Raw genomic sequence first — 20,544 nt, forward strand, 5'->3', positions numbered from 1 at the left:
ATACTCAGTTAATTGCGAAATAACTGCTATTAACCAGCAAATCCAGCGGTTGGGCATCGGCAATCACCTCGCCATAAATCAGATCGACGCCGATGCCAGAAAGCGTATCCATTACCAGCGGCAGCGTTACTGGCCCGGCGATGGTTTTCAATCCCAGCCGCCGGGCGTGACCCTGAATGATCGAAATCAGCATTTCATCCATCAAATTGCCTTGTACGCTGGCGCATAACTCGTCGTCGAGTAGCAGATAATCTGCCATATTCGCGTTCAGTGCGTTGAAGATTTGCAGGTCGCGTCCCACCTGACTGAGCACGATCCGGCAGCCCGCCAGCCGCAGTTTATGCATATTTTCTGCGTGGTCGAAAATGGTTTCTGCCGGAATAATCAGATGTAATAACCGTGGTTGTAGTGGGCTATTTTCCAGTTGTTCAAGCAGTTCATCCACCAGCGTGGTGTTGCTTAAACCGGTAACGGAAAGGGGAAGGGCGATGCTTAAGCCTTTACTGGCAACTGCGTTTGCTGCCTGTTGGAAAAATTCATGCAATACCCGGCGATCAAGGGCGAGATTGAACATCGGATCACTGAAGCTACGGCGAAATGTCAGTTCGTTAATAACCTCGCCGTTACGACTCCAGAGCTTAAGCGAAATCAGCCACAGATTACGCGTTTCCGGAATTCGCGGAGAAGCGACGCCGTGGGCGATCAGCATCAGATGATTCTCTTTCATCATCATCCACGGATCATCGAGTGACATCGCTGCCTGTGCGCTATGTGCGGTAACTTGCTGTGGTTCGTAAACCGTCACCTGGCCGCGGCCCGCATTTTTTGAAGCATAACAGGCGATATCGGCCTGCGACATCACATCTGCCGCCTGATGATTGCTGTTATCGAACAGTGTAATTCCTGCGCTGGCTCCAACCCGATGCACACGGCCTTCCCACATAAAGTGGTAGTCATTAATCGCGCTGATAATGCGTGTCGCGATAAAGCGGGCACTTTCAACATTACAGTCAGGTAGTAAAAGACCAAATTCATCACCGCCGAGCCGCGCCAGCACGTCACTGGAGCGCAACAGGTTTAACATCAGCGATGCCAGTTCTCGCAGCAGGGCATCACCTGCCGCGTGCCCGGCGCTGTCATTTACGGCTTTAAAGCGATCAAGATCGATAAACACCAGAGCATGTCGTTGATGCGTACTGCTTACCGTCTGCAAAAGTATCCGCAACTGCTTCTCAAAACTGGCACGGTTGGCGAGATGCGTCAGGGTATCATGGGAGGCGCTGTAGCTAAGCTGGCGCAGCATTTTGCGTGATTCGGTGACGTCCTGAATTACCAGCACCGAACCAATATTGCTGCCATCAAGGGTACTTAGCGGCGTAATGCTGTAATGGACGTCGTAGCTGCCGCCGCTACGGCAGTGGAGAACGACATCTTGTTCGATAGCGGAACGCGACGTGTCGGCACTGTAAATGTTCTCCATTAAGGGACCATTATCACCAAATGTAATTTGCAACACCGTGAGTAGCGGAACACCCAACGCCTCTTCTTGCGTCCAGCCGCTCATCTTCTCGGCAACCGGATTCATAAAGGTGATTTTCATCGCCATATCAATACAGACCACGGCTTCACCGATGGAATCCAGCGTAATGTGCAGGCGCTCTTTTTCCTGAAACAGCGCCTCATTGAGCTGTTTCACTTCGGTCATATCAATATTAATGCCGAGCAGGCGCTCGACTTCGCCCTCTTTATTCAGCACACGATTGGCGAGGGCGCGAATATGGCGGATGCCATCTTTTACGGTAATGCGAAATTCCAGTTTAAAAGGCAAACGAGCTTGCAATGAATCGCGAATCACTTTCTCGGCGTGCCCGCGATCTTCTGGCAGCACACAGTCGTACCACACCTGCCAGTTCGGTTTGACATGTGACGGAATTTCATACAGCTCGAACATCCGCTTATCCCAACTGAAGATGTTAGGCTTCAGCTCCCACTCCCAGATGCCAATGCCACCGGCTTCGTTAGCCAGTGTTATCCGTTCCATCAGACGTTTGTTGATCTGTTCGGTGCGTTTGAGATCGTTTATGTCTTCAATCTGGGCAATAAAATAGAGTGGTGTGCCATCGGTGTGGCGTACCAGTGAGACGGCAAGCAACGCCCAGACAACGTCGCCATTACGGTTGTAGTAGCGTTTTTCCATTGAATAGGTGTTTATTTCACCGCTGATCAACTTCTCAACGTGTTGCAGATCTTTATTGAGATCTTCCGGCCAGGTAAGTTGTTGAAAGGTAATGGCACGCAGCTCTTCCTGGCTGTAACCAAGAAACTGGCATAGCGACTTGTTGGATTGCAGCCATTGCCCTTCGATACCCACTAACGCCATGCCGATGGCGGAATACTCCATCGCATTCCGAAAGCGGGTTTCGCTTTCGGAAATATGCTTGCGTTCAGCGCGAAAGGCATACATCACCATGGTCATGATGTTGGCGGGCAGCAGGATCAGCAAAAATGGCAGCCACGGCATATGGCTCATCAGGTAGGTTCGCGGCGTGGCGAGTAAAGCCGGATCGGCTGCCAACATCAGCGACACCATCATCACCGTGGCAAGAAAAATCAAAAAGGCTTCCATCCGTGGCAAACGCACGGCGCTCCACATCAGCAGCACAATAATGAAAGTAAAAGGCCACGGCAGATACCGCATCGAGAGCCAGCTTAACGCCAGCGTGATGGATAACGTTAACAGCGTCTCAAACAGCAACCGCGGGTCGCGATGGCGCAATAGATAGTGTGGCTTAAACAACAATCCCAGCGGGACTAGCGCCAGTGCGCCGATTGATTCGGAAAGCACCCAGATCAGAAATGCTTTAAGTGGATCGTCGTCTGGAACCAGCAAGACAACCAGCACGCCGCCCAATACAGGTGGCACGATAGCGCTGCCAAATGCCAGACGTAGCCAGTCAGCCAGATTTTGTAGTGGGTTATACCACGGTAATAATTTACGCAGCAGCATTGCGCCCACGACGGCCTCAATAATGTTGATGGCCGTCCAGGTCATATTGAGCGAACTGGTAGAAAAAAGCAGTACAGATGCGGCGACATTTCCCAGCGAGCAGGCCAATGCGATTCCCGGCCACATCCGCCCGGCATGGCGGTAAAACGCCACCATCATAATGGACGTCGGAAACCACAGCGGCGCAAGCTGGCTACCAAACTGCGAAAGTTCAAGTGAGAAGAGGGTAAAGATAAACGAGACTAAACCTAAACTGACAAGGTGAAGCAGTGGATGAGGCAGGGTAATTAAAACACGTTGTGATCGTTTACTCATTACCGCTCTATCCATATGGCCAGGTCGCCAGCATTAGTATCTGTGTTTATGCTAGTACAAAAGTTTTACATTTTATATGCGGTTTGTTCATAAAGTGACGTAATTGGCGGCAATTTGCACAACCGGACATAACATTTTTCACATTGCGTTAAAAGCAAACAATTAAATTTGCGTCAGGGAATGGATCGTCAACAATTAACTCTAAATGTGCGGCAACGCTATTCGACTGGTATCAGGCGGATGAAATCCCTATAATTGCCGCGTTTGGTGCTTCGGCACCCCCTTCCTAACATCCAGGTTAATCAGGTCGCTAAATTTATGACTGATCAGTCTCATCAGTGCGTCATTATCGGTATCGCTGGCGCATCGGCTTCCGGCAAGAGTCTCATTGCCAGTACCCTTTATCGTGAATTACGTGAACAAGTGGGTGATGAACACATCGGCGTTATTCCGGAAGACTGCTACTACAAAGATCAAAGCCATCTGTCGATGGAAGAACGCGTTAAGACCAACTACGACCATCCGAGTGCGATGGATCACAGTCTGCTGCTTGAGCATTTACAAGCGCTGAAACGTGGTTCGGCTATTGACCTGCCGGTTTACAGCTATGTTGAACATACGCGTATGAAAGAAACGGTGAAGGTTGAACCGAAGAAAGTCATCATTCTCGAAGGCATTTTGCTGCTGACGGATGCGCGTTTACGTGACGAACTCAACTTCTCCATTTTTGTTGATACCCCGCTGGATATCTGCCTGATGCGCCGCATCAAGCGCGATGTTAACGAGCGCGGGCGTTCGATGGATTCGGTGATGGCGCAATATCAAAAAACCGTGCGCCCAATGTTCCTGCAATTCATTGAACCTTCCAAACAATATGCCGACATTATCGTGCCGCGCGGCGGTAAAAACCGCATCGCGATCGATATATTGAAAGCGAAAATAAGTCAGTTCTTTGAATAAGCCTGGTAAATTGTGTACCGTTCAGTGATAACCTGGTATGCCCTTGACGTAAAAGGCGTTAAGGGAGTGATGCGCGAAAGGAGAAAATGCCATGCGTCTGTGTGACCGAGATATTGAAGCCTGGCTTGATGAAGGCCGTTTGTCGATCAACCCACGTCCGCCAGTGGAGCGTATTAACGGCGCGACGGTGGATGTACGCCTGGGCAATAAATTTCGTACCTTCCGTGGTCACACGGCAGCGTTTATCGATCTGAGCGGTCCCAAAGATGAAGTGAGCGCCGCGCTTGACCGCGTGATGAGCGATGAGATCGTTCTCGATGAAAGCGAGGCGTTCTATCTTCACCCAGGTGAGCTGGCGCTGGCGGTGACGCTGGAGTCGGTGACGCTGCCAGCCGATCTGGTGGGCTGGCTGGACGGGCGTTCCTCTTTGGCGCGTCTGGGGCTGATGGTGCACGTCACCGCGCACCGCATCGATCCGGGCTGGTCTGGCTGCATTGTGCTGGAGTTCTACAACTCCGGTAAGCTGCCGCTGGCGCTACGTCCGGGCATGTTAATTGGTGCGCTGAGCTTTGAGCCGCTTTCCGGCCCGGCGGCGCGACCTTACAACCGCCGTGAAGATGCGAAATATCGCAACCAGCAGGGCGCGGTAGCCAGCCGAATCGATAAAGACTAATTCAGGCCCATTGAGGATACCATGAGACGATTTCTGACGACGCTGATGATACTCCTGGTCGTGCTGGTGGCCGGGTTATCTGCGTTAGTGTTGCTGGTGAATCCGAATGATTTCCGCGACTATATGGTCAAGCAAGTTGCTGCACGTAGCGGTTATCAATTGCAGCTCGACGGGCCACTGCGTTGGCACGTCTGGCCGCAGCTTAGTATCCTCTCCGGGCGAATGTCTCTCACCGCCCAGGGCGCGAGCCAGCCACTGGTTCGCGCCGACAACATGCGTCTGGACGTGGCGCTTTTACCACTACTGAGTCATCAACTGAGCGTTAAGCAGGTGATGCTAAAAGGGGCAGTGATCCAACTGACGCCGCAGACGGAAGCGGTGCGCAGTGAAGACGCTCCGGTTGCACCGCGCGACAATACCTTGCCGGATCTGTCAGACGATCGCGGATGGTCGTTTGATATATCCAGTCTTAAGGTGGCGGACAGCGTTCTGGTGTTCCAGCATGAAGATGACGAGCAGGTGACAATCCGCAATATCCGCCTGCAAATGGAACAAGATCCCCAACATCGTGGCTCATTTGAGTTCTCCGGGCGGGTTAATCGCGATCAGCGCGATCTCACGATATCCCTTAACGGTACGGTAGATGCTTCTGATTATCCGCATGATTTAACGGCGGCTATTGAACAAATTAACTGGCAGTTGCAGGGTGCAGATTTACCAAAACAAGGTATTCAGGGGCAGGGGAGTTTCCAGGCCCAGTGGCAGGAGTCACATAAACGCCTTTCATTTAACCAAATTAGTTTGACCGCCAATGATAGTACGCTGAGCGGGCAAGCACAGGTCACGCTGACAGAGAAACCGGAATGGCAGCTGAGACTGCAATTCCCGCAACTGAATCTTGACAACCTCATCCCGCTTAATGAAACAGCGAACGGTGAAAACGGTGCCGCGCAGCAGGGGCAGAGCCAATCAATGTTGCCGCGCCCGGTTATTTCTTCGCGTATTGATGAACCGGCCTATCAGGGACTGCAAGGCTTTACGGCTGATATTTTGTTGCAGGCCAGTAACGTGCGCTGGCGCGGAATGAATTTTACAGATGTTGCCACGCAAATGACCAACAAGTCGGGTTTGCTGGAAATTACTCAACTGCAGGGCAAGCTTAACGGTGGACAGGTTTCACTGCCGGGCACGCTGGACGCGACATCAATAAATACGCGGATAAACTTCCAGCCACGGCTGGAAAACGTTGAGATTGGCACCATTCTGAAGGCGTTTAACTATCCGATTTCGTTGACCGGAAAGATGTCACTGGCTGGTGATTTCTCCGGTGCTGACATAGATGCAGACGCATTCCGCCACAACTGGCAGGGGACGGCGCATGTCGAAATGGCCGATACGCGCATGGAAGGGATGAACTTCCAGCAGATGATTCAGCAAGCGGTAGAACGTAATGGTGGTGATGTGAAGGCCGCTGAAAACTTCGATAACGTGACGCGTCTTGACCGCTTTACCACCGATTTGACATTGAAGGATGGCGTCGTGACGTTAAACGACATGCAAGGTCAATCGCCTGTGCTGGCGTTGACAGGGGAAGGCATGTTGAATCTGGCAGATCAAACCTGCGACACCCAGTTTGATATTCGGGTCGTGGGTGGCTGGAACGGGGAAAGTAAACTGATTGATTTCCTGAAAGAAACGCCAGTACCGCTGCGGGTTTATGGCAACTGGCAGCAACTCAATTACAGTCTGCAAGTGGATCAGTTACTGCGCAAACATCTACAGGACGAAGCGAAACGTCGCCTGAATGACTGGGCCGAGCGGAATAAAGATTCCCGCAATGGCAAAGATGTGAAGAAGTTGCTGGAGAAGATGTAGGTTACCAGGTGACCTGTCCTGTAGGCCTGATAAGACGCGTAAAGCGTCGCATCAGGCGTTCGCGGCGGCACCATTATATTCTGAATATGTAAGATCGAAGGCTGTTCCGTTCACTTGATGTTCCTCGCTACTATGGAACGCTCAAGCCGGTGAACGTGCCAGGGTGGCTCAATCGCCACCATCCTGGCAACCCGGGCTCCCGGCGGTAAATCGCCGCTGGCGCGGTTCCCTCATCTTATTCCTTTCGGCTATCGGGTACGGGCGCGAGGTAACATCCCTGTAAAACGCGCCCTCAGCCCACATCCATGTGGGCTGCCCCGGCCTACAGGAAACGATTCGGCGATTTACAGCCGGACCCACCCCCCCGCTGTAATGTCCATGTACCACAGACAACGCTTCATTGCTGAAGTTATAAGGCGTTACGCAGCATCGGGTAAAATGACCGATACCATCACACCTCGTACTCCATCTCGCCATCCTTACGCAGCGGTATAATCTGCACCTTCTGCACGCGATGGCTTTCCACCTGCAACGTTTTAAGCAAATAATCCCCTACCTGAACTTCTTCGCCAGGTTTTGGAATACGCTGCAAATATTCCATCAACAGCCCAGCAATGGTGTGATATTCACGTTTTTCATCCAGCGGCAGCGGCACATATTGCACCAGATCCTCCAGCGGCATATGACCATTCGCCGTCCAGGAACCGTCGGCATTCTTCTGAATATCATGGCGGGCGTCGATCTCTTCCACTTCGTTCGGTAAGTTACCGGCAATGGTTTCAGTGACGTCACTTAATGTCACAATCCCTTCCACTGAACCAAACTCATCCACCACAAAAGCAAAGTGTGTGCGGGCATTACGGAACTGCTCCAGGGCAGGTAACAACGGCAAGGTTTCCGGGAACACCAGCGGCTGGCGAATCAACACCCGCAGGTTGAGCGGTTCGCCGCGCAGAGACTGTTGTAGCAGGTCGATAACGTGAACAACACCGAGCAAATCTTCTGCGTCATCGCCATCAGTAACCACCAGCCGCGTATGCTGATTTCGCTCCAGTAACTGGCGGATCTCGTCTTCCGGCGCGTTGAGATCGATATGCTCAATATCGTGGCGCGACGTCATAATGCTGCTGACGGTACGCTGGTTAAGATTAAGTACCCGCTCAATCATCCGCCGTTCCTGCGGATTAAAGATCTGCTGGTTACCATGATCCACCAGCATGGACGTGGTTTCGGCGTCCAGTTCCGCATCCTCTTTTTGCCCGCTAAGCAGGCGCATTACCGCTTCGGTAGTCCGCTGGCGTAGCGTCTGGTTAGCGGAAAGAAAACGTCGCCGGTTAAAGATAGCCAACTGATTGAGTGCCTCGATCATCACCGAGAAACCAATGGCAGCGTACAGGTAGCCTTTCGGAATGACGAAGCCGAAACCTTCTGCCACCAGGCTAAAGCCAATCATCAACAGGAAGCTTAAGCAGAGAATAACGATGGTCGGGTGACTGTTAACAAATTGCGTTAACGGCTTGCTGGCCATCAACATCAGGCTGATAGCGATAACCACGGCGGCCATCATGACCAGTAAATGGTCGACCATCCCGACGGCGGTAATCACTGAGTCGAGTGAGAAGATGGCGTCCAGTACCACAATTTGCGTCACCACGCCCCAGAACTTCGCACCTTTGCGTTGTGTGGGATTATTGCTGTCTTTCCCTTCCAGCCGTTCGTTCAGCTCCATCGTGGCTTTGAACAACAGGAAGAAACCACCAAACAGCATGATTAAGTCGCGGGCGCTAAAGGTAAACGAGCGGAAGCTGAACAGCGGTTGAGTCAGGGTGACCAGCCAGGAGATTGACGCCAGCAGTAACAGGCGCATTAACATCGCCAGCAGCAGCCCGGTAACCCGTGCGCGGTCGCGCTGCTTCGGCGGTAGTTTTTCGGCGAGGATGGCAATAAAGACCAGGTTATCAATGCCGAGGACCAGTTCGATCACAATCAGCGTGATTAACCCGGCCCAGATAGACGGATCGGCAATCCATTCCATAGTAAGTACAAAACCTATTCGTTGTATGACAAATGTCACAATTCGATCATGGATAAATCGGGGCAAAAATGCAATGTTGCAGCACTATTTATCTCATATTATTTGAGGACAATAACCTCACATTATCCCTGAATTAAAAGTGGTAATAATAAAACATTATTTAAGAAATATCGCATGTGGAGACGCAATATTAAATATTGTCAACCTAAAGAAACTCCTAAAAACCATATTGAATGACACTTAATATAATTCTTAAAAATAGCCAATTGCCGAATTGTTACCTTGCCTGCTATTCCGTTAGCTGTAACACTTCCTCCTGCATTATTGGAGAGCCAATATTCAATTACCATAATGTCACCTTATATTCGGAAGTTAATTTCCGCAATAACCCTTTCTCATCAACGACTGTATGTTGAGAGGGTTTTAAAAATTAAGCTAAATCAGTGTATTGGTAGCTAAAAAGCCAGGGGCGGTAGCGTGTCTGGATGCCTGAAAGACCAGTCTGAATTATTCTGTCAATAGCCTGCGGATGAAATCAATTTTTTTAGGACTGATGCCAGTTAAATTTTTATTCAATTAACTGCAAGGTAAATGTGCATGGCGACATTGCTATTAATAGTGCACAGGATAATTACTCTGCCAAAGTGATAAATAAACAATGATGAAATCCAAAATGAAATTGATGCCATTATTGGTGTCAGTAACCTTGATAAGCGGTTGCACAGTACTTCCGGGCAGCAATATGTCGACGATGGGCAAAGACGTCATCAAACAGCAGGACGCTGATTTCGATCTCGACAAAATGGTGAATGTTTATCCGTTGACCCCGCGCCTGATTGATCAATTACGTCCACGACCCAACGTAGCGCGCCCCAATATGACGCTGGAAAGTGAGATCGCGAATTACCAGTATCGCGTCGGGCCGGGCGACGTTCTGAATGTCACCGTCTGGGATCACCCGGAACTCACCACGCCAGCCGGTCAGTACCGCAGCTCCAGCGACACCGGCAACTGGGTACAGCCTGACGGCACTATGTTTTACCCGTATATCGGCAAGGTTCACGTAGTCGGGAAAACGCTCGCTGAAATCCGCAGTGATATTACCGGGCGCTTAGCGACGTACATCGCTGACCCGCAGGTGGACGTTAATATCGCCGCCTTCCGCTCACAAAAGGCCTATATCTCCGGACAGGTGAATAAATCCGGTCAACAGGCGATCACCAACGTACCACTGACCATTCTCGACGCCATCAACGCCGCAGGTGGCCTGACCGACACCGCTGACTGGCGCAACGTGGTGTTAACACACAATGGTCGTGAAGAACGCATTTCTTTGCAGGCGCTGATGCAAAACGGCGACCTCAATCAGAATCGACTGCTTTACCCCGGCGATATTCTCTACGTGCCGCGTAATGATGATCTGAAAGTGTTTGTGATGGGTGAAGTGAAGAAACAGAGCACCCTGAAAATGGACTTTAGCGGCATGACCCTGACCGAAGCCCTGGGCAATGCTGAAGGCATCGACATGACCACCTCCAACGCCAGCGGCATCTTTGTCATTCGTCCGCTGAAAGGCGAGGGCGGGCGTAACGGCAAGATTGCCAATATCTACCAGCTGGATATGTCCGATGCCACGTCGCTGGTGATGGCGACAGAATTCCGCCTGCAACCTTATGACGTGGTGTATGTCACCACCGCCCCGGTTTCCCGCTGGAACCGTCTGATCAATCAGTTGCTGCCAACTATTAGCGGTGTCCGTTACATGACGGATACAGCCAGCGACATTCATAACTGGTAATCGTCATGTTTAACAACATCTTAGTTGTCTGTGTCGGCAATATTTGCCGTTCCCCGACGGCGGAACGCTTACTGCAACGTTATCACCCGGAACTGAAAGTGGAGTCCGCTGGACTCGGCGCGCTGGTCGGTAAGAGCGCTGATCCTACCGCTATCAGCGTCGCCGCAGAACATCAACTGTCTCTGGAAGGTCACTGTGCCCGTCAAATCAGCCGCCGTCTGTGTCGCAACTACGACCTGATTTTGACCATGGAAAAGCGCCATATCGAGCGCTTATGCGAGATGGCACCGGAGATGCGCGGCAAAGTGATGCTGTTTGGTCACTGGGATAACGAATGTGAAATCCCCGATCCGTATCGCAAAAGCCGGGAAACGTTTGCAGCGGTGTACACATTACTTGAACGGTCTGCCCGCCAGTGGGCGCAGGCATTGAACGCAGAGCAGGTATAAGAATGACAGAAAAAGTAAAACAACATGCCGCTCCGGTAACGGGCAGTGATGAAATCGATATTGGTCGCCTGGTCGGCACCGTCATTGAAGCGCGCTGGTGGGTGATTGGCATCACCGCTGTATTTGCCCTCTGTGCCGTGGTTTACACCTTCTTCGCCACGCCGATTTATAGTGCCGACGCACTGGTACAAATCGAGCAAAGCAGCGGCAATTCGTTAGTGCAGGACATTGGTTCGGCATTAGCCAACAAACCGCCTGCATCGGACGCCGAGATCCAGTTGATTCGTTCGCGTCTGGTGCTTGGTAAAACGGTGGACGATCTCGACCTCGATATTGCGGTGAGCAAAAACACGTTCCCGATTTTCGGTGCGGGCTGGGATCGCCTGATGGGGCGTCAGAACGAGACGGTGAAAGTGACCACCTTTAACCGCCCGAAAGAGATGGCGGATCAGGTGTTTTCGCTTAATGTGCTGGACAACAAAAACTACACCCTGAGCAGCGATGGCGGCTTTAGCGCCCGTGGGCAAGCGGGCCAGATACTGAAAAAAGAAGGCGTCACGCTGATGGTTGAAGTCATTCACGCCCGCCCGGGCAGTGAGTTTACCGTCACCAAATACTCCACGCTGGGGATGATCAATCAACTGCAAAACAGCCTGACGGTAACGGAGAACGGCAAAGACGCAGGCGTACTGAGCCTGACTTATACCGGTGAAGATCGCGAACAGATCCGCGACATTCTTAACAGCATCGCCCGTAACTATCAGGAACAAAATATTGAGCGCAAATCGGCGGAAGCGTCGAAAAGTCTCGCTTTCCTCGCGCAACAGTTACCGGAAGTACGTAGCCGCCTCGATGTTGCCGAAAACAAACTGAATGCCTTCCGTCAGGATAAAGATTCTGTTGATCTGCCGCTGGAAGCGAAAGCGGTGCTCGATTCGATGGTGAACATCGACGCGCAGTTGAACGAACTGACCTTTAAAGAGGCGGAAATCTCCAAGCTGTACACCAAAGTTCACCCGGCGTACCGCACGCTGCTGGAGAAACGTCAGGCGCTGGAAGAAGAGAAAGCCAAACTTAACGGTCGCGTAACGGCGATGCCGAAAACCCAGCAGGAGATTGTGCGCCTGACCCGCGATGTCGAGTCTGGTCAGCAGGTCTATATGCAACTGCTGAATAAAGAGCAGGAGCTGAAAATCACCGAAGCCAGCACCGTCGGCGATGTGCGCATTGTTGACCCGGCAATCACTCAGCCTGGTGTGCTAAAACCGAAGAAAGGGTTGATTATCCTCGGCGCAATTATCCTCGGCCTGATGCTCTCTATCGTGGGGGTGCTGCTGCGCTCGTTGTTTAATCGCGGCATCGAAAGCCCACAGGTGCTGGAAGAACACGGTATCAGCGTCTATGCCAGCATCCCGCTGTCGGAATGGCAGAAAGCGCGCGATAGCGTCAAAACCATCAAAGGGATTAAACGCTATAAACAAAGCCAGCTACTGGCGGTGGGGAATCCAACCGATCTGGCGATTGAAGCCATCCGCAGTCTGCGTACCAGTCTGCACTTCGCGATGATGCAGGCGCAGAACAATGTGTTGATGATGACCGGGGTTAGCCCGTCAATCGGTAAAACCTTTGTCTGCGCCAACCTGGCGGCGGTGATCAGCCAGACCAATAAACGCGTGTTGTTGATCGACTGCGATATGCGCAAAGGCTACACCCACGAGCTGTTGGGCACCAATAACGTCAATGGCCTGTCGGAAATTCTGATTGGTCAGGGCGATATTACTACCGCAGCTAAACCGACCTCGATTGCCAAATTTGACCTGATCCCGCGCGGTCAGGTGCCGCCAAATCCTTCTGAACTGTTGATGAGCGAACGCTTTGCCGAACTGGTGAACTGGGCGAGTAAAAACTATGACCTGGTGTTGATTGATACGCCGCCGATTCTGGCAGTGACCGATGCGGCAATTGTTGGTCGTCATGTCGGAACCACGTTAATGGTGGCGCGTTATGCGGTCAACACATTGAAAGAAGTGGAAACCAGTCTGAGCCGCTTTGAGCAAAACGGTATTCCGGTGAAAGGGGTGATTCTGAACTCCATCTTCCGCCGCGCCAGCGCGTATCAGGATTATGGCTATTACGAATACGAATATAAGTCGGACGCGAAATAACGACGCCTGCATTCGCACCGCCCCGTAGGCCGGATAAGGCGCTCACGCCGCATCCGGCAAGCAAACCAGCTCATAAGCCGGGAGAACAACCTATGAAAGACAATCCGCTGATCTCAATCTATATGCCGACCTGGAACCGCCAACAACTGGCGATTCGGGCGATAAAATCGGTCTTGCGCCAGGACTACAGCAACTGGGAGATGATCATCGTGGATGATTGCTCCACCTCCTGGGAACAACTGCAACAGTACGTCACCGCCCTCAACGATCCGCGTATTACCTACATTCACAACGACATTAACAGCGGGGCGTGCGCGGTACGTAACCAGGCTATTATGCTGGCGCAAGGGGAATACATTACCGGGATCGATGACGATGACGAATGGACACCCAACCGTCTGAGCGTCTTCCTCGCCCATAAACAGCAACTGGTCACTCACGCCTTTTTGTACGCTAACGACTACGTATGCCAGGGAGAAGTTTATTCCCAACCGGCAAGCTTACCACTGTATCCCAAATCGCCGTACTCACGCTGCCTGTTCTATAAACGCAATATCATTGGCAATCAGGTCTTTACCTGGGCATGGCGTTTCAAAGAGTGTTTGTTCGATACCGAACTGAAAGCGGCACAGGATTACGACATCTTCCTGCGGATGGTGGTGGAGTATGGCGAACCGTGGAAAGTGGAAGAGGCGACGCAGATCCTGCATATCAATCACGGTGAAATGCAGATCACCTCGTCACCGAAAAAATTCTCCGGATACTTCCACTTTTACCGCAAGCACAAAGACAAATTTGACCGCGCCAGCAAAAAATATCAGCTGTTTACCCTCTACCAGATCCGCAATAAACGCATGACCTGGCGCACGTTGCTGACGCTGCTGTCGGTGCGTAACGGCAAACGTCTGGCTGATGGTATTCGGGGGCGCTAAATATGCTGGAAGATCTACGCGCCAACAGCTGGAGTTTACGCCCGTGCTGCATGGTTCTTGCCTATCGCGTCGCTCATTTTTGTTCGGTGTGGCGCAAAAAGAACGTCCTCAACAATCTGTGGGCGGCCCCGTTGCTGGTGCTGTATCGCATTATCACCGAATGCTTTTTCGGTTATGAAATCCAGGCCGCCGCGACCATTGGCCGCCGCTTTACTATCCATCACGGTTACGCCGTAGTGATCAATAAAAACGTGGTAGCGGGGGATGATTTCACCATTCGTCACGGCGTCACTATCGGCAATCGTGGTGCCGATAACATGGCATGTCCACACATTGGCAACGGCGTCGAACTCGGTGCCAACGTCATTATTCTTGGTGATATCACGCTTGGTAACAACGTCACCGTGGGCGCGGGCAGCGTGGTGCTCGACTCTGTCCCGGACAACGCGCTGGTGGTGGGAGAAAAAGCGCGAGTGAAGGTAATTAAATGAATATTCTGCAATTTAATGTGCGACTGGCGGAAGGCGGGGCGGCAGGTGTGGCGTTAGATCTCCACCAGCGTGCGCTGCAACAGGGGCTGGCGTCACATTTTGTCTACGGCTACGGCAAAGGCGGCAAAGAGAGCGTCAGCCATCAGAACTATCCGCAGGTCATCAAACATACGCCGCGGATGACCGCAATGGCGAATATTGCCCTGTTTCGTCTGTTTAATCGCGATCTGTTTGGCAATTTCAATGAGTTATATCGCACCATTACTCGCACACCGGGCCCGGTGGTCCTGCATTTTCATGTGCTGCACAGCTACTGGCTAAATCTTAAGAGCGTGGTGCGCTTTTGCGAAAAGGTGAAAAACCATAAAACGGACGTCACTCTGGTCTGGACGCTGCACGACCACTGGAGCGTTACCGGACGCTGCGCCTTTACCGACGGTTGCGAAGGCTGGAAAACGGGCTGCCAGAAATGCCCGACCTTAAATAATTATCCGCCGGTGAAGATTGATCGCGCACACCAACTGGTGGCGGGCAAACGCCAGTTATTCCGTGAGATGCTGGCGCTGGGCTGTCAGTTTATTTCCCCCAGCCAGCATGTGGCTGATGCTTTCAATAGCCTGTACGGTCCAGGGCGTTGCCGGATTATCAATAACGGTATTGATATGGCAACCGAAGCGATTCTGGCGGATCTGCCTCCGGTGCGCGAAACTCAGGGCAAGCCGAAAATCGCGGTGGTAGCGCATGACCTGCGTTACGACGGCAAAACTAACCAGCACCTGGTGCGCGAGATGATGGCGCTGGACGACAAAATCGAACTGCATACCTTCGGTAAGTTCTCGCCGTTCACCGCTGGCAACGTGGTCAATCACGGCTTTGAAACCGACAAACGTAAGCTGATGAGCGCGCTCAATCAGATGGATGCGCTGGTGTTCAGTTCTCGTGTCGATAACTACCCACTGATTTTGTGTGAGGCGTTATCAATTGGCGTGCCGGTGATTGCCACCCATAGCGACGCGGCGCGTGAAGTGTTGCAAAAATCCGGCGGTAAAACCGTCAGCGAAGAAGACGTGCTGCAACTGGTCCAGTTAAGCAAACCGGAAATCGCGCAGGCGATATTTGGTACCACGCTGGCTGAGTTCAGCCAACGCAGCCGCGCCGCCTACAGTGGACAACAGATGCTGGAGGAGTATGTCAACTTCTATCAGAATCTGTAGCTACCTGCTGCTGCCGCTGATCTACCTGCTGGTTAACGTCAAAATCGCCCAGCTTGGCGAAAGTTTCCCCATCACCATCGTCACTTTTTTACCTGTCTTGTTACTGCTGTTTTTAGAACGCATCAGCGTTAAAAAATTGATGATTGCCTTAGGGATTGGCGCGGGACTCACGGCGTTTAACTACCTGTTTGGTCAGTCGTTGGATGCCAGTAAATACGTCACTTCAACCATGCTGTTTGTCTATATTGTGATCATTATTGGCATGGTGTGGAGTATTCGCTTTAAAACGATTTCGCCACACAACCATCGCAAGATATTACGTTTCTTTTATCTGGTGGTCGGGCTGGTGGTGGCGCTGGCGGCGGTGGAGATGGCGCAAATTATCCTCACCGGTGGCAGTAGTATTATGGAGTCGATTTCGAAATATCTGATTTACAGCAACAGCTATGTGCTGAATTTCATCAAATTCGGCGGCAAGCGCACGACAGCACTTTATTTCGAACCGGCATTTTTCGCTCTGGCATTAATCTCAATTTGGCTCAGCATCAAACAGTTTGGTATCAAAACGCCTAAAACCGATGCTATGATTCTCGCAGGGATAATATTATCCGGATCGTTTTCAGGGGTTATGACCTTTATCCTGTTTTATTTGCTGGAGTGGGCATTTCAATATCTGAATAAAGAGGCGATTAAGAAAAAGTTACCGTTAGCATTGATTTCTCTGGCTGTATTCCTGGTTGGTGTGGTAATTGCATTTCCTTATATTTCCACCCGTCTGGGCGATTTAGGTACGGAAGGATCGTCATCGTATTATCGTATTGTCGGTCCGCTGGTGATGGTCGGTTATTCTTTGACCCATATTGACGGTGTAGTCAGATTTGGCTCACTTTATGAATATGTCGCATCATTCGGAATATTTAACGGTGCGGATGTCGGAAAAACCATAGACAATGGTTTGTATCTGCTGATTATTTATTTTTCCTGGTTCGCGGTGTTTTTATCGCTGTGGTACATGGGGAAAGTGATAAAAATGATGATCAACGCTTTTGGTGATAACCGCAATTTTCGCGTGCAATTATATCTTTTTACTCCGGTATCGCTGTTTTTTACCGGTTCGATATTTAGCCCGGAATATGCATTTTTAATCGTCTGTCCGTTTATTTTGCGAAAAGCGTTAAATATTACGAGGTAAGAATAAGAACATGTTGCTTAGCATAATCACTGTCGCGTTTCGTAACCTCGAAGGAATAGTCAAAACACATGCCTCGCTGGCGCATCTGGCGCAGGCGGACGATATCAGCTTCGAATGGATTGTTGTCGATGGCGGTTCCAATGACGGCACCCGTGAGTACCTGGAAAATCTCAATGGTATCTATAACCTACGCTTTGTCAGCGAGCCAGATAACGGTATCTACGACGCCATGAACAAAGGCATTGCGATGGCACAAGGCAAGTTCGCGTTGTTTCTCAATTCGGGCGATATTTTTCATCAGGATGCCGCAAATTTTGTCCGTAAGTTAAAAATGCAAAAAGATAACGTGATGATCACCGGCGATGCGCTGCTGGATTTTGGCGACGGGCATAAAATTAAACGTAGCGCCAAACCGGGCTGGTATATTTATCACAGCCTGCCCGCCAGTCATCAGGCGATATTTTTCCCGGTATCCGGCTTGAAGAAATGGCGTTATGACCTGGAATATAAAGTTTCTTCCGACTACGCGCTGGCAGCCAAAATGTATAAAGCCGGTTATGCATTTAAAAAACTCAATGGCCTGGTGTCTGAATTTTCCATGGGTGGGGTATCTACCACCAATAATATGGAATTGTGTGCTGACGCGAAAAAAGTCCAACGGCAAATATTACATGTGCCTGGCTTTTGGGCTGAATTATCCAGGCATTTACGCCAACGTACTACCTCAAAGACGAAAGCCTTATATAACAAAAGCTGAATATAAGGGAAAACGATGCAAGATTTAAGTGGATTCTCGGTGCCGAAAGGGTTCCGGGGCGGCAACGCTATTAAAGTGCAATTATGGTGGGCAGTACAGGCAACAATATTTGCCTGGTCGCCACAAGTATTGTATCGCTGGCGGGCTTTTTTATTACGTTTATTCGGCGCAAAAATAGGAAAAAACGTAGTTATTCGTCCGTCAGTAAAAATTACCTATCCGTGGAAATTAACCTTAGGTGATTACGCGTGGGTCGGCGATGACGTCAATTTATATACCCTCGGTGAAATAACCATTGGCGCACATTCGGTGATATCGCAAAAAAGTTATTTATGCACCGGGAGCCACGACCATGCAAGTCAACATTTCACCATTAACGCCACGCCTATTGTGATTGGCGAGAAATGCTGGCTGGCAACCGATGTTTTTGTTGCCCCAGGCGTCACGATTGGCGACGGCACCGTCGTGGGTGCACGAAGCAGTGTTTTTAAATCGCTTCCGGCAAATGTGGTTTGCCGGGGGAATCCCGCAGTGGTGATACGCGAACGCGTTGAAACTGAATAAATTCAAAAAATACAGAGGAATAAGACATGTCAAAAGTCGCTCTCATCACCGGTGTAACCGGACAAGACGGTTCTTACCTGGCAGAGTTTCTGCTGGAAAAAGGTTACGAGGTGCATGGTATTAAGCGTCGCGCATCGTCATTCAACACCGAGCGCGTGGATCACATTTATCAGGATCCGCACACCTGCAACCCGAAATTCCATCTGCATTATGGCGACCTGAGTGATACCTCCAACCTGACGCGTATTTTGCGTGAAGTGCAGCCGGATGAAGTGTACAACCTGGGCGCAATGAGCCACGTTGCGGTTTCTTTTGAGTCACCGGAATATACCGCTGACGTCGACGCGATGGGTACGCTGCGCCTGCTCGAGGCGATCCGCTTCCTCGGTCTGGAAAAGAAAACCCGCTTCTATCAGGCTTCCACCTCTGAACTGTATGGTCTGGTGCAGGAAATTCCGCAGAAAGAAACCACGCCGTTCTACCCACGCTCTCCGTATGCGGTCGCCAAACTGTACGCCTACTGGATCACCGTTAACTACCGCGAATCCTACGGCATGTACGCCTGTAACGGTATTCTCTTCAACCATGAATCCCCGCGCCGCGGCGAAACCTTCGTTACCCGCAAAATCACCCGCGCAATCGCCAACATCGCCCAGGGGCTGGAATCGTGCCTGTACCTCGGCAATATGGATTCCCTGCGTGACTGGGGCCATGCCAAAGACTACGTAAAAATGCAGTGGATGATGCTGCAACAGGAACAGCCAGAAGATTTCGTTATCGCGACCGGCGTTCAGTACTCCGTACGTCAGTTCGTGGAAATGGCGGCAGCACAGCTGGGCATCAAACTGCGCTTTGAAGGCACGGGTGTTGAAGAGAAGGGCATTGTGGTTTCCGTCACCGGGCATGACGCGCCGGGCGTTAAACCGGGTGATGTGATTATCGCCGTTGACCCGCGTTACTTCCGTCCGGCAGAAGTTGAAACGCTGCTCGGCGACCCGACCAAAGCGCACGAAAAACTGGGCTGGAAACCGGAAATCACCCTCAGAGAGATGGTGTCTGAAATGGTGGCTAATGACCTCGAAGCGGCGAAAAAACACTCTCTGCTGAAATCTCACGGCTACGACGTGGCGATCGCGCTGGAGTCATAAGCATGAGTAGACAACGCATTTTTATCGCTGGCCATCGCGGGATGGTCGGTTCTGCCATCAGGCGGCAGCTCGAACAGCGCGGTGATGTGGAACTGGTATTACGCACCCGCGACGAGCTGAACCTGCTGGACAGCCGCGCCGTGCATGATTTCTTTGCCAGCGAACGTATTGACCAGGTCTATCTGGCGGCGGCGAAAGTGGGCGGCATTGTTGCCAACAACACGTATCCGGCGGATTTCATCTATCAGAACATGATGATTGAGAGCAACATCATTCACGCCGCGCATCAGAACGACGTGAACAAACTGCTGTTTCTCGGATCGTCCTGTATCTACCCGAAACTGGCAAAACAGCCGATGGCAGAAAGCGAGTTATTGCAGGGCACGCTGGAGCCGACCAACGAGCCTTACGCCATTGCCAAAATCGCCGGGATCAAACTGTGCGAATCTTACAACCGCCAGTATGGACGCGATTACCGCTCAGTCATGCCGACCAACCTGTATGGCCCGCATGACAACTTCCACCCGAGTAATTCGCATGTGATCCCAGCATTGCTGCGTCGCTTCCACGAGGCGACGGCACAGAGTGCACCGGACGTGGTGGTATGGGGCAGCGGTACACCGATGCGTGAATTCCTGCACGTCGATGATATGGCGGCGGCGAGCATTCATGTCATGGAGCTGGCGCATGAAGTCTGGCTGGAGAACACCCAGCCGATGCTGTCGCACATTAACGTCGGCACGGGCGTTGACTGCACTATCCGCGAGCTGGCGCAAACCATCGCCAAAGTGGTGGGTTACAAAGGTCGGGTGGTTTTTGATGCCAGCAAACCGGATGGTACGCCGCGCAAACTGCTGGATGTGACGCGCCTGCATCAGCTTGGCTGGTATCACGAAATCTCACTGGAAGCGGGGCTTGCCAGCACTTACCAGTGGTTCCTTGAGAATCAAGACCGCTTTCGGGGGTAAT

Annotated in this window: 17 protein-coding genes; 14 read left to right on the forward strand and 3 right to left on the reverse strand. The window is 51.4% G+C overall.

Features of this window, described 5'->3' with window-relative positions; translation table 11 throughout:
* Positions 1-4: 4 nt before the first annotated feature.
* Complete coding sequence (locus C1192_RS01575; protein WP_038355128.1) at positions 5-3,322, reverse strand: diguanylate cyclase; 3,318 nt, start codon at positions 3,320-3,322, stop codon at positions 5-7.
* Positions 3,323-3,640: 318 nt separating this feature from the next.
* Between C1192_RS01575 and udk the strand changes: the two genes are divergently transcribed.
* The 3 genes from udk (at position 3,641) to asmA (ending at position 6,830) form a co-directional block, all read left to right on the forward strand.
* A complete protein-coding gene (gene udk / locus C1192_RS01580) occupies positions 3,641-4,282 on the forward strand; it encodes a uridine kinase (RefSeq protein ID WP_000132077.1) in 642 nt (213 codons plus the stop codon).
* A 91-nt stretch (positions 4,283-4,373) separates the two neighbouring features.
* Entirely contained in the window at positions 4,374-4,955 is a 582-nt protein-coding gene (gene dcd, locus C1192_RS01585) for a dCTP deaminase (protein ID WP_001234777.1), read from the forward strand.
* Between the two features lie 21 nt (positions 4,956-4,976).
* Positions 4,977-6,830 carry an outer membrane assembly protein AsmA gene (asmA, locus tag C1192_RS01590; protein ID WP_038355127.1) on the forward strand — a complete coding sequence of 618 codons (1,854 nt, stop codon included), beginning with the start codon at positions 4,977-4,979 and terminating at the stop codon, positions 6,828-6,830.
* 451 nt (positions 6,831-7,281) lie between these two features.
* On the opposite strand, the gene C1192_RS01595 is transcribed toward asmA, so the two are convergent.
* Together C1192_RS01595 and C1192_RS25290 are read right to left on the reverse strand one after the other, a co-directional pair.
* The gene (locus tag C1192_RS01595) at positions 7,282-8,865 is read right to left on the reverse strand and encodes a TerC family protein (protein WP_038355126.1); all 1,584 of its coding nucleotides are present in this window, start codon (positions 8,863-8,865) and stop codon (positions 7,282-7,284) included.
* Between the two features lie 200 nt (positions 8,866-9,065).
* Positions 9,066-9,215, reverse strand: a complete 150-nt coding sequence (locus tag C1192_RS25290; protein WP_162829205.1) for a hypothetical protein — start codon at positions 9,213-9,215, stop codon at positions 9,066-9,068.
* A 308-nt stretch (positions 9,216-9,523) separates the two neighbouring features.
* On the opposite strand from C1192_RS25290, the gene wza reads away from it, so the two are divergent.
* From wza to fcl, 11 genes are all read left to right on the forward strand, one after another.
* Positions 9,524-10,663 carry a polysaccharide export protein Wza gene (gene wza, locus C1192_RS01600; RefSeq protein ID WP_000978094.1) on the forward strand — a complete coding sequence of 380 codons (1,140 nt, stop codon included), beginning with the start codon at positions 9,524-9,526 and terminating at the stop codon, positions 10,661-10,663.
* 5 nt (positions 10,664-10,668) lie between these two features.
* A complete protein-coding gene (gene wzb, locus C1192_RS01605) occupies positions 10,669-11,112 on the forward strand; it encodes a low molecular weight protein-tyrosine-phosphatase Wzb (protein WP_024236668.1) in 444 nt (147 codons plus the stop codon).
* Between the two features lie 2 nt (positions 11,113-11,114).
* Positions 11,115-13,277 (forward strand): tyrosine-protein kinase Wzc, encoded by a 2,163-nt coding sequence (wzc, locus tag C1192_RS01610; RefSeq protein WP_038355125.1) that lies wholly within the window; start codon positions 11,115-11,117, stop codon positions 13,275-13,277.
* A gap of 92 nt (positions 13,278-13,369) precedes the next feature.
* Complete coding sequence (gene wcaA / locus C1192_RS01615) at positions 13,370-14,209, forward strand: colanic acid biosynthesis glycosyltransferase WcaA (protein ID WP_038355124.1); 840 nt, start codon at positions 13,370-13,372, stop codon at positions 14,207-14,209.
* Positions 14,210-14,211: 2 nt separating this feature from the next.
* Positions 14,212-14,700: a colanic acid biosynthesis acetyltransferase WcaB gene (wcaB, locus tag C1192_RS01620; protein WP_000888740.1), complete on the forward strand. Its 489-nt coding sequence runs from the start codon at positions 14,212-14,214 to the stop codon at positions 14,698-14,700.
* Positions 14,697-15,914 carry a colanic acid biosynthesis glycosyltransferase WcaC gene (gene wcaC, locus C1192_RS01625; protein WP_038355123.1) on the forward strand — a complete coding sequence of 406 codons (1,218 nt, stop codon included), beginning with the start codon at positions 14,697-14,699 and terminating at the stop codon, positions 15,912-15,914. Before wcaB ends, wcaC begins: the two co-directional genes overlap by 4 nt.
* A complete protein-coding gene (wcaD, locus tag C1192_RS01630) occupies positions 15,889-17,106 on the forward strand; it encodes a colanic acid polymerase WcaD (RefSeq protein ID WP_000107816.1) in 1,218 nt (405 codons plus the stop codon). Before wcaC ends, wcaD begins: the two co-directional genes overlap by 26 nt.
* 10 nt (positions 17,107-17,116) lie before the next feature.
* On the forward strand, positions 17,117-17,863 hold the full coding sequence (gene wcaE / locus C1192_RS01635) for a colanic acid biosynthesis glycosyltransferase WcaE (RefSeq protein ID WP_038355122.1): 747 nt from the start codon (positions 17,117-17,119) through the stop codon (positions 17,861-17,863).
* Between the two features lie 15 nt (positions 17,864-17,878).
* The gene (gene wcaF, locus C1192_RS01640) at positions 17,879-18,427 is read left to right on the forward strand and encodes a colanic acid biosynthesis acetyltransferase WcaF (protein WP_001153547.1); all 549 of its coding nucleotides are present in this window, start codon (positions 17,879-17,881) and stop codon (positions 18,425-18,427) included.
* Positions 18,428-18,453: 26 nt separating this feature from the next.
* Positions 18,454-19,575: a GDP-mannose 4,6-dehydratase gene (gmd, locus tag C1192_RS01645; RefSeq protein WP_000048190.1), complete on the forward strand. Its 1,122-nt coding sequence runs from the start codon at positions 18,454-18,456 to the stop codon at positions 19,573-19,575.
* A 2-nt stretch (positions 19,576-19,577) separates the two neighbouring features.
* Entirely contained in the window at positions 19,578-20,543 is a 966-nt protein-coding gene (gene fcl, locus C1192_RS01650; RefSeq protein ID WP_028132117.1) for a GDP-L-fucose synthase, read from the forward strand.
* Position 20,544: the final 1 nt, after the last annotated feature.

The organism is Escherichia marmotae, assembly GCF_002900365.1.
In the GTDB taxonomy this organism is placed as follows: Bacteria; Pseudomonadota; Gammaproteobacteria; order Enterobacterales; family Enterobacteriaceae; genus Escherichia; species Escherichia marmotae.

What these genes read in the sequence shown, in the direction of transcription:
- wcaA (WP_038355124.1), top strand. Translation starts at nt 13,370, where the DNA reads ATGAAAGACAATCCGCTGATCTCAATCTATATGCCGACCTGGAACCGC.
- C1192_RS01595 (WP_038355126.1), bottom strand. Translation starts at nt 8,865, where the DNA reads ATGGAATGGATTGCCGATCCGTCTATCTGGGCCGGGTTAATCACGCTG.
- wcaC (WP_038355123.1), top strand. Translation starts at nt 14,697, where the DNA reads ATGAATATTCTGCAATTTAATGTGCGACTGGCGGAAGGCGGGGCGGCA.
- C1192_RS25290 (WP_162829205.1), bottom strand. Translation starts at nt 9,215, where the DNA reads ATGGTAATTGAATATTGGCTCTCCAATAATGCAGGAGGAAGTGTTACA.
- C1192_RS01575 (WP_038355128.1), bottom strand. Translation starts at nt 3,322, where the DNA reads ATGAGTAAACGATCACAACGTGTTTTAATTACCCTGCCTCATCCACTG.
- wzb (WP_024236668.1), top strand. Translation starts at nt 10,669, where the DNA reads ATGTTTAACAACATCTTAGTTGTCTGTGTCGGCAATATTTGCCGTTCC.
- wcaD (WP_000107816.1), top strand. Translation starts at nt 15,889, where the DNA reads ATGTCAACTTCTATCAGAATCTGTAGCTACCTGCTGCTGCCGCTGATC.
- wcaF (WP_001153547.1), top strand. Translation starts at nt 17,879, where the DNA reads ATGCAAGATTTAAGTGGATTCTCGGTGCCGAAAGGGTTCCGGGGCGGC.
- wza (WP_000978094.1), top strand. Translation starts at nt 9,524, where the DNA reads ATGATGAAATCCAAAATGAAATTGATGCCATTATTGGTGTCAGTAACC.
- gmd (WP_000048190.1), top strand. Translation starts at nt 18,454, where the DNA reads ATGTCAAAAGTCGCTCTCATCACCGGTGTAACCGGACAAGACGGTTCT.
- dcd (WP_001234777.1), top strand. Translation starts at nt 4,374, where the DNA reads ATGCGTCTGTGTGACCGAGATATTGAAGCCTGGCTTGATGAAGGCCGT.
- wcaB (WP_000888740.1), top strand. Translation starts at nt 14,212, where the DNA reads ATGCTGGAAGATCTACGCGCCAACAGCTGGAGTTTACGCCCGTGCTGC.
- fcl (WP_028132117.1), top strand. Translation starts at nt 19,578, where the DNA reads ATGAGTAGACAACGCATTTTTATCGCTGGCCATCGCGGGATGGTCGGT.
- asmA (WP_038355127.1), top strand. Translation starts at nt 4,977, where the DNA reads ATGAGACGATTTCTGACGACGCTGATGATACTCCTGGTCGTGCTGGTG.
- wzc (WP_038355125.1), top strand. Translation starts at nt 11,115, where the DNA reads ATGACAGAAAAAGTAAAACAACATGCCGCTCCGGTAACGGGCAGTGAT.
- udk (WP_000132077.1), top strand. Translation starts at nt 3,641, where the DNA reads ATGACTGATCAGTCTCATCAGTGCGTCATTATCGGTATCGCTGGCGCA.
- wcaE (WP_038355122.1), top strand. Translation starts at nt 17,117, where the DNA reads ATGTTGCTTAGCATAATCACTGTCGCGTTTCGTAACCTCGAAGGAATA.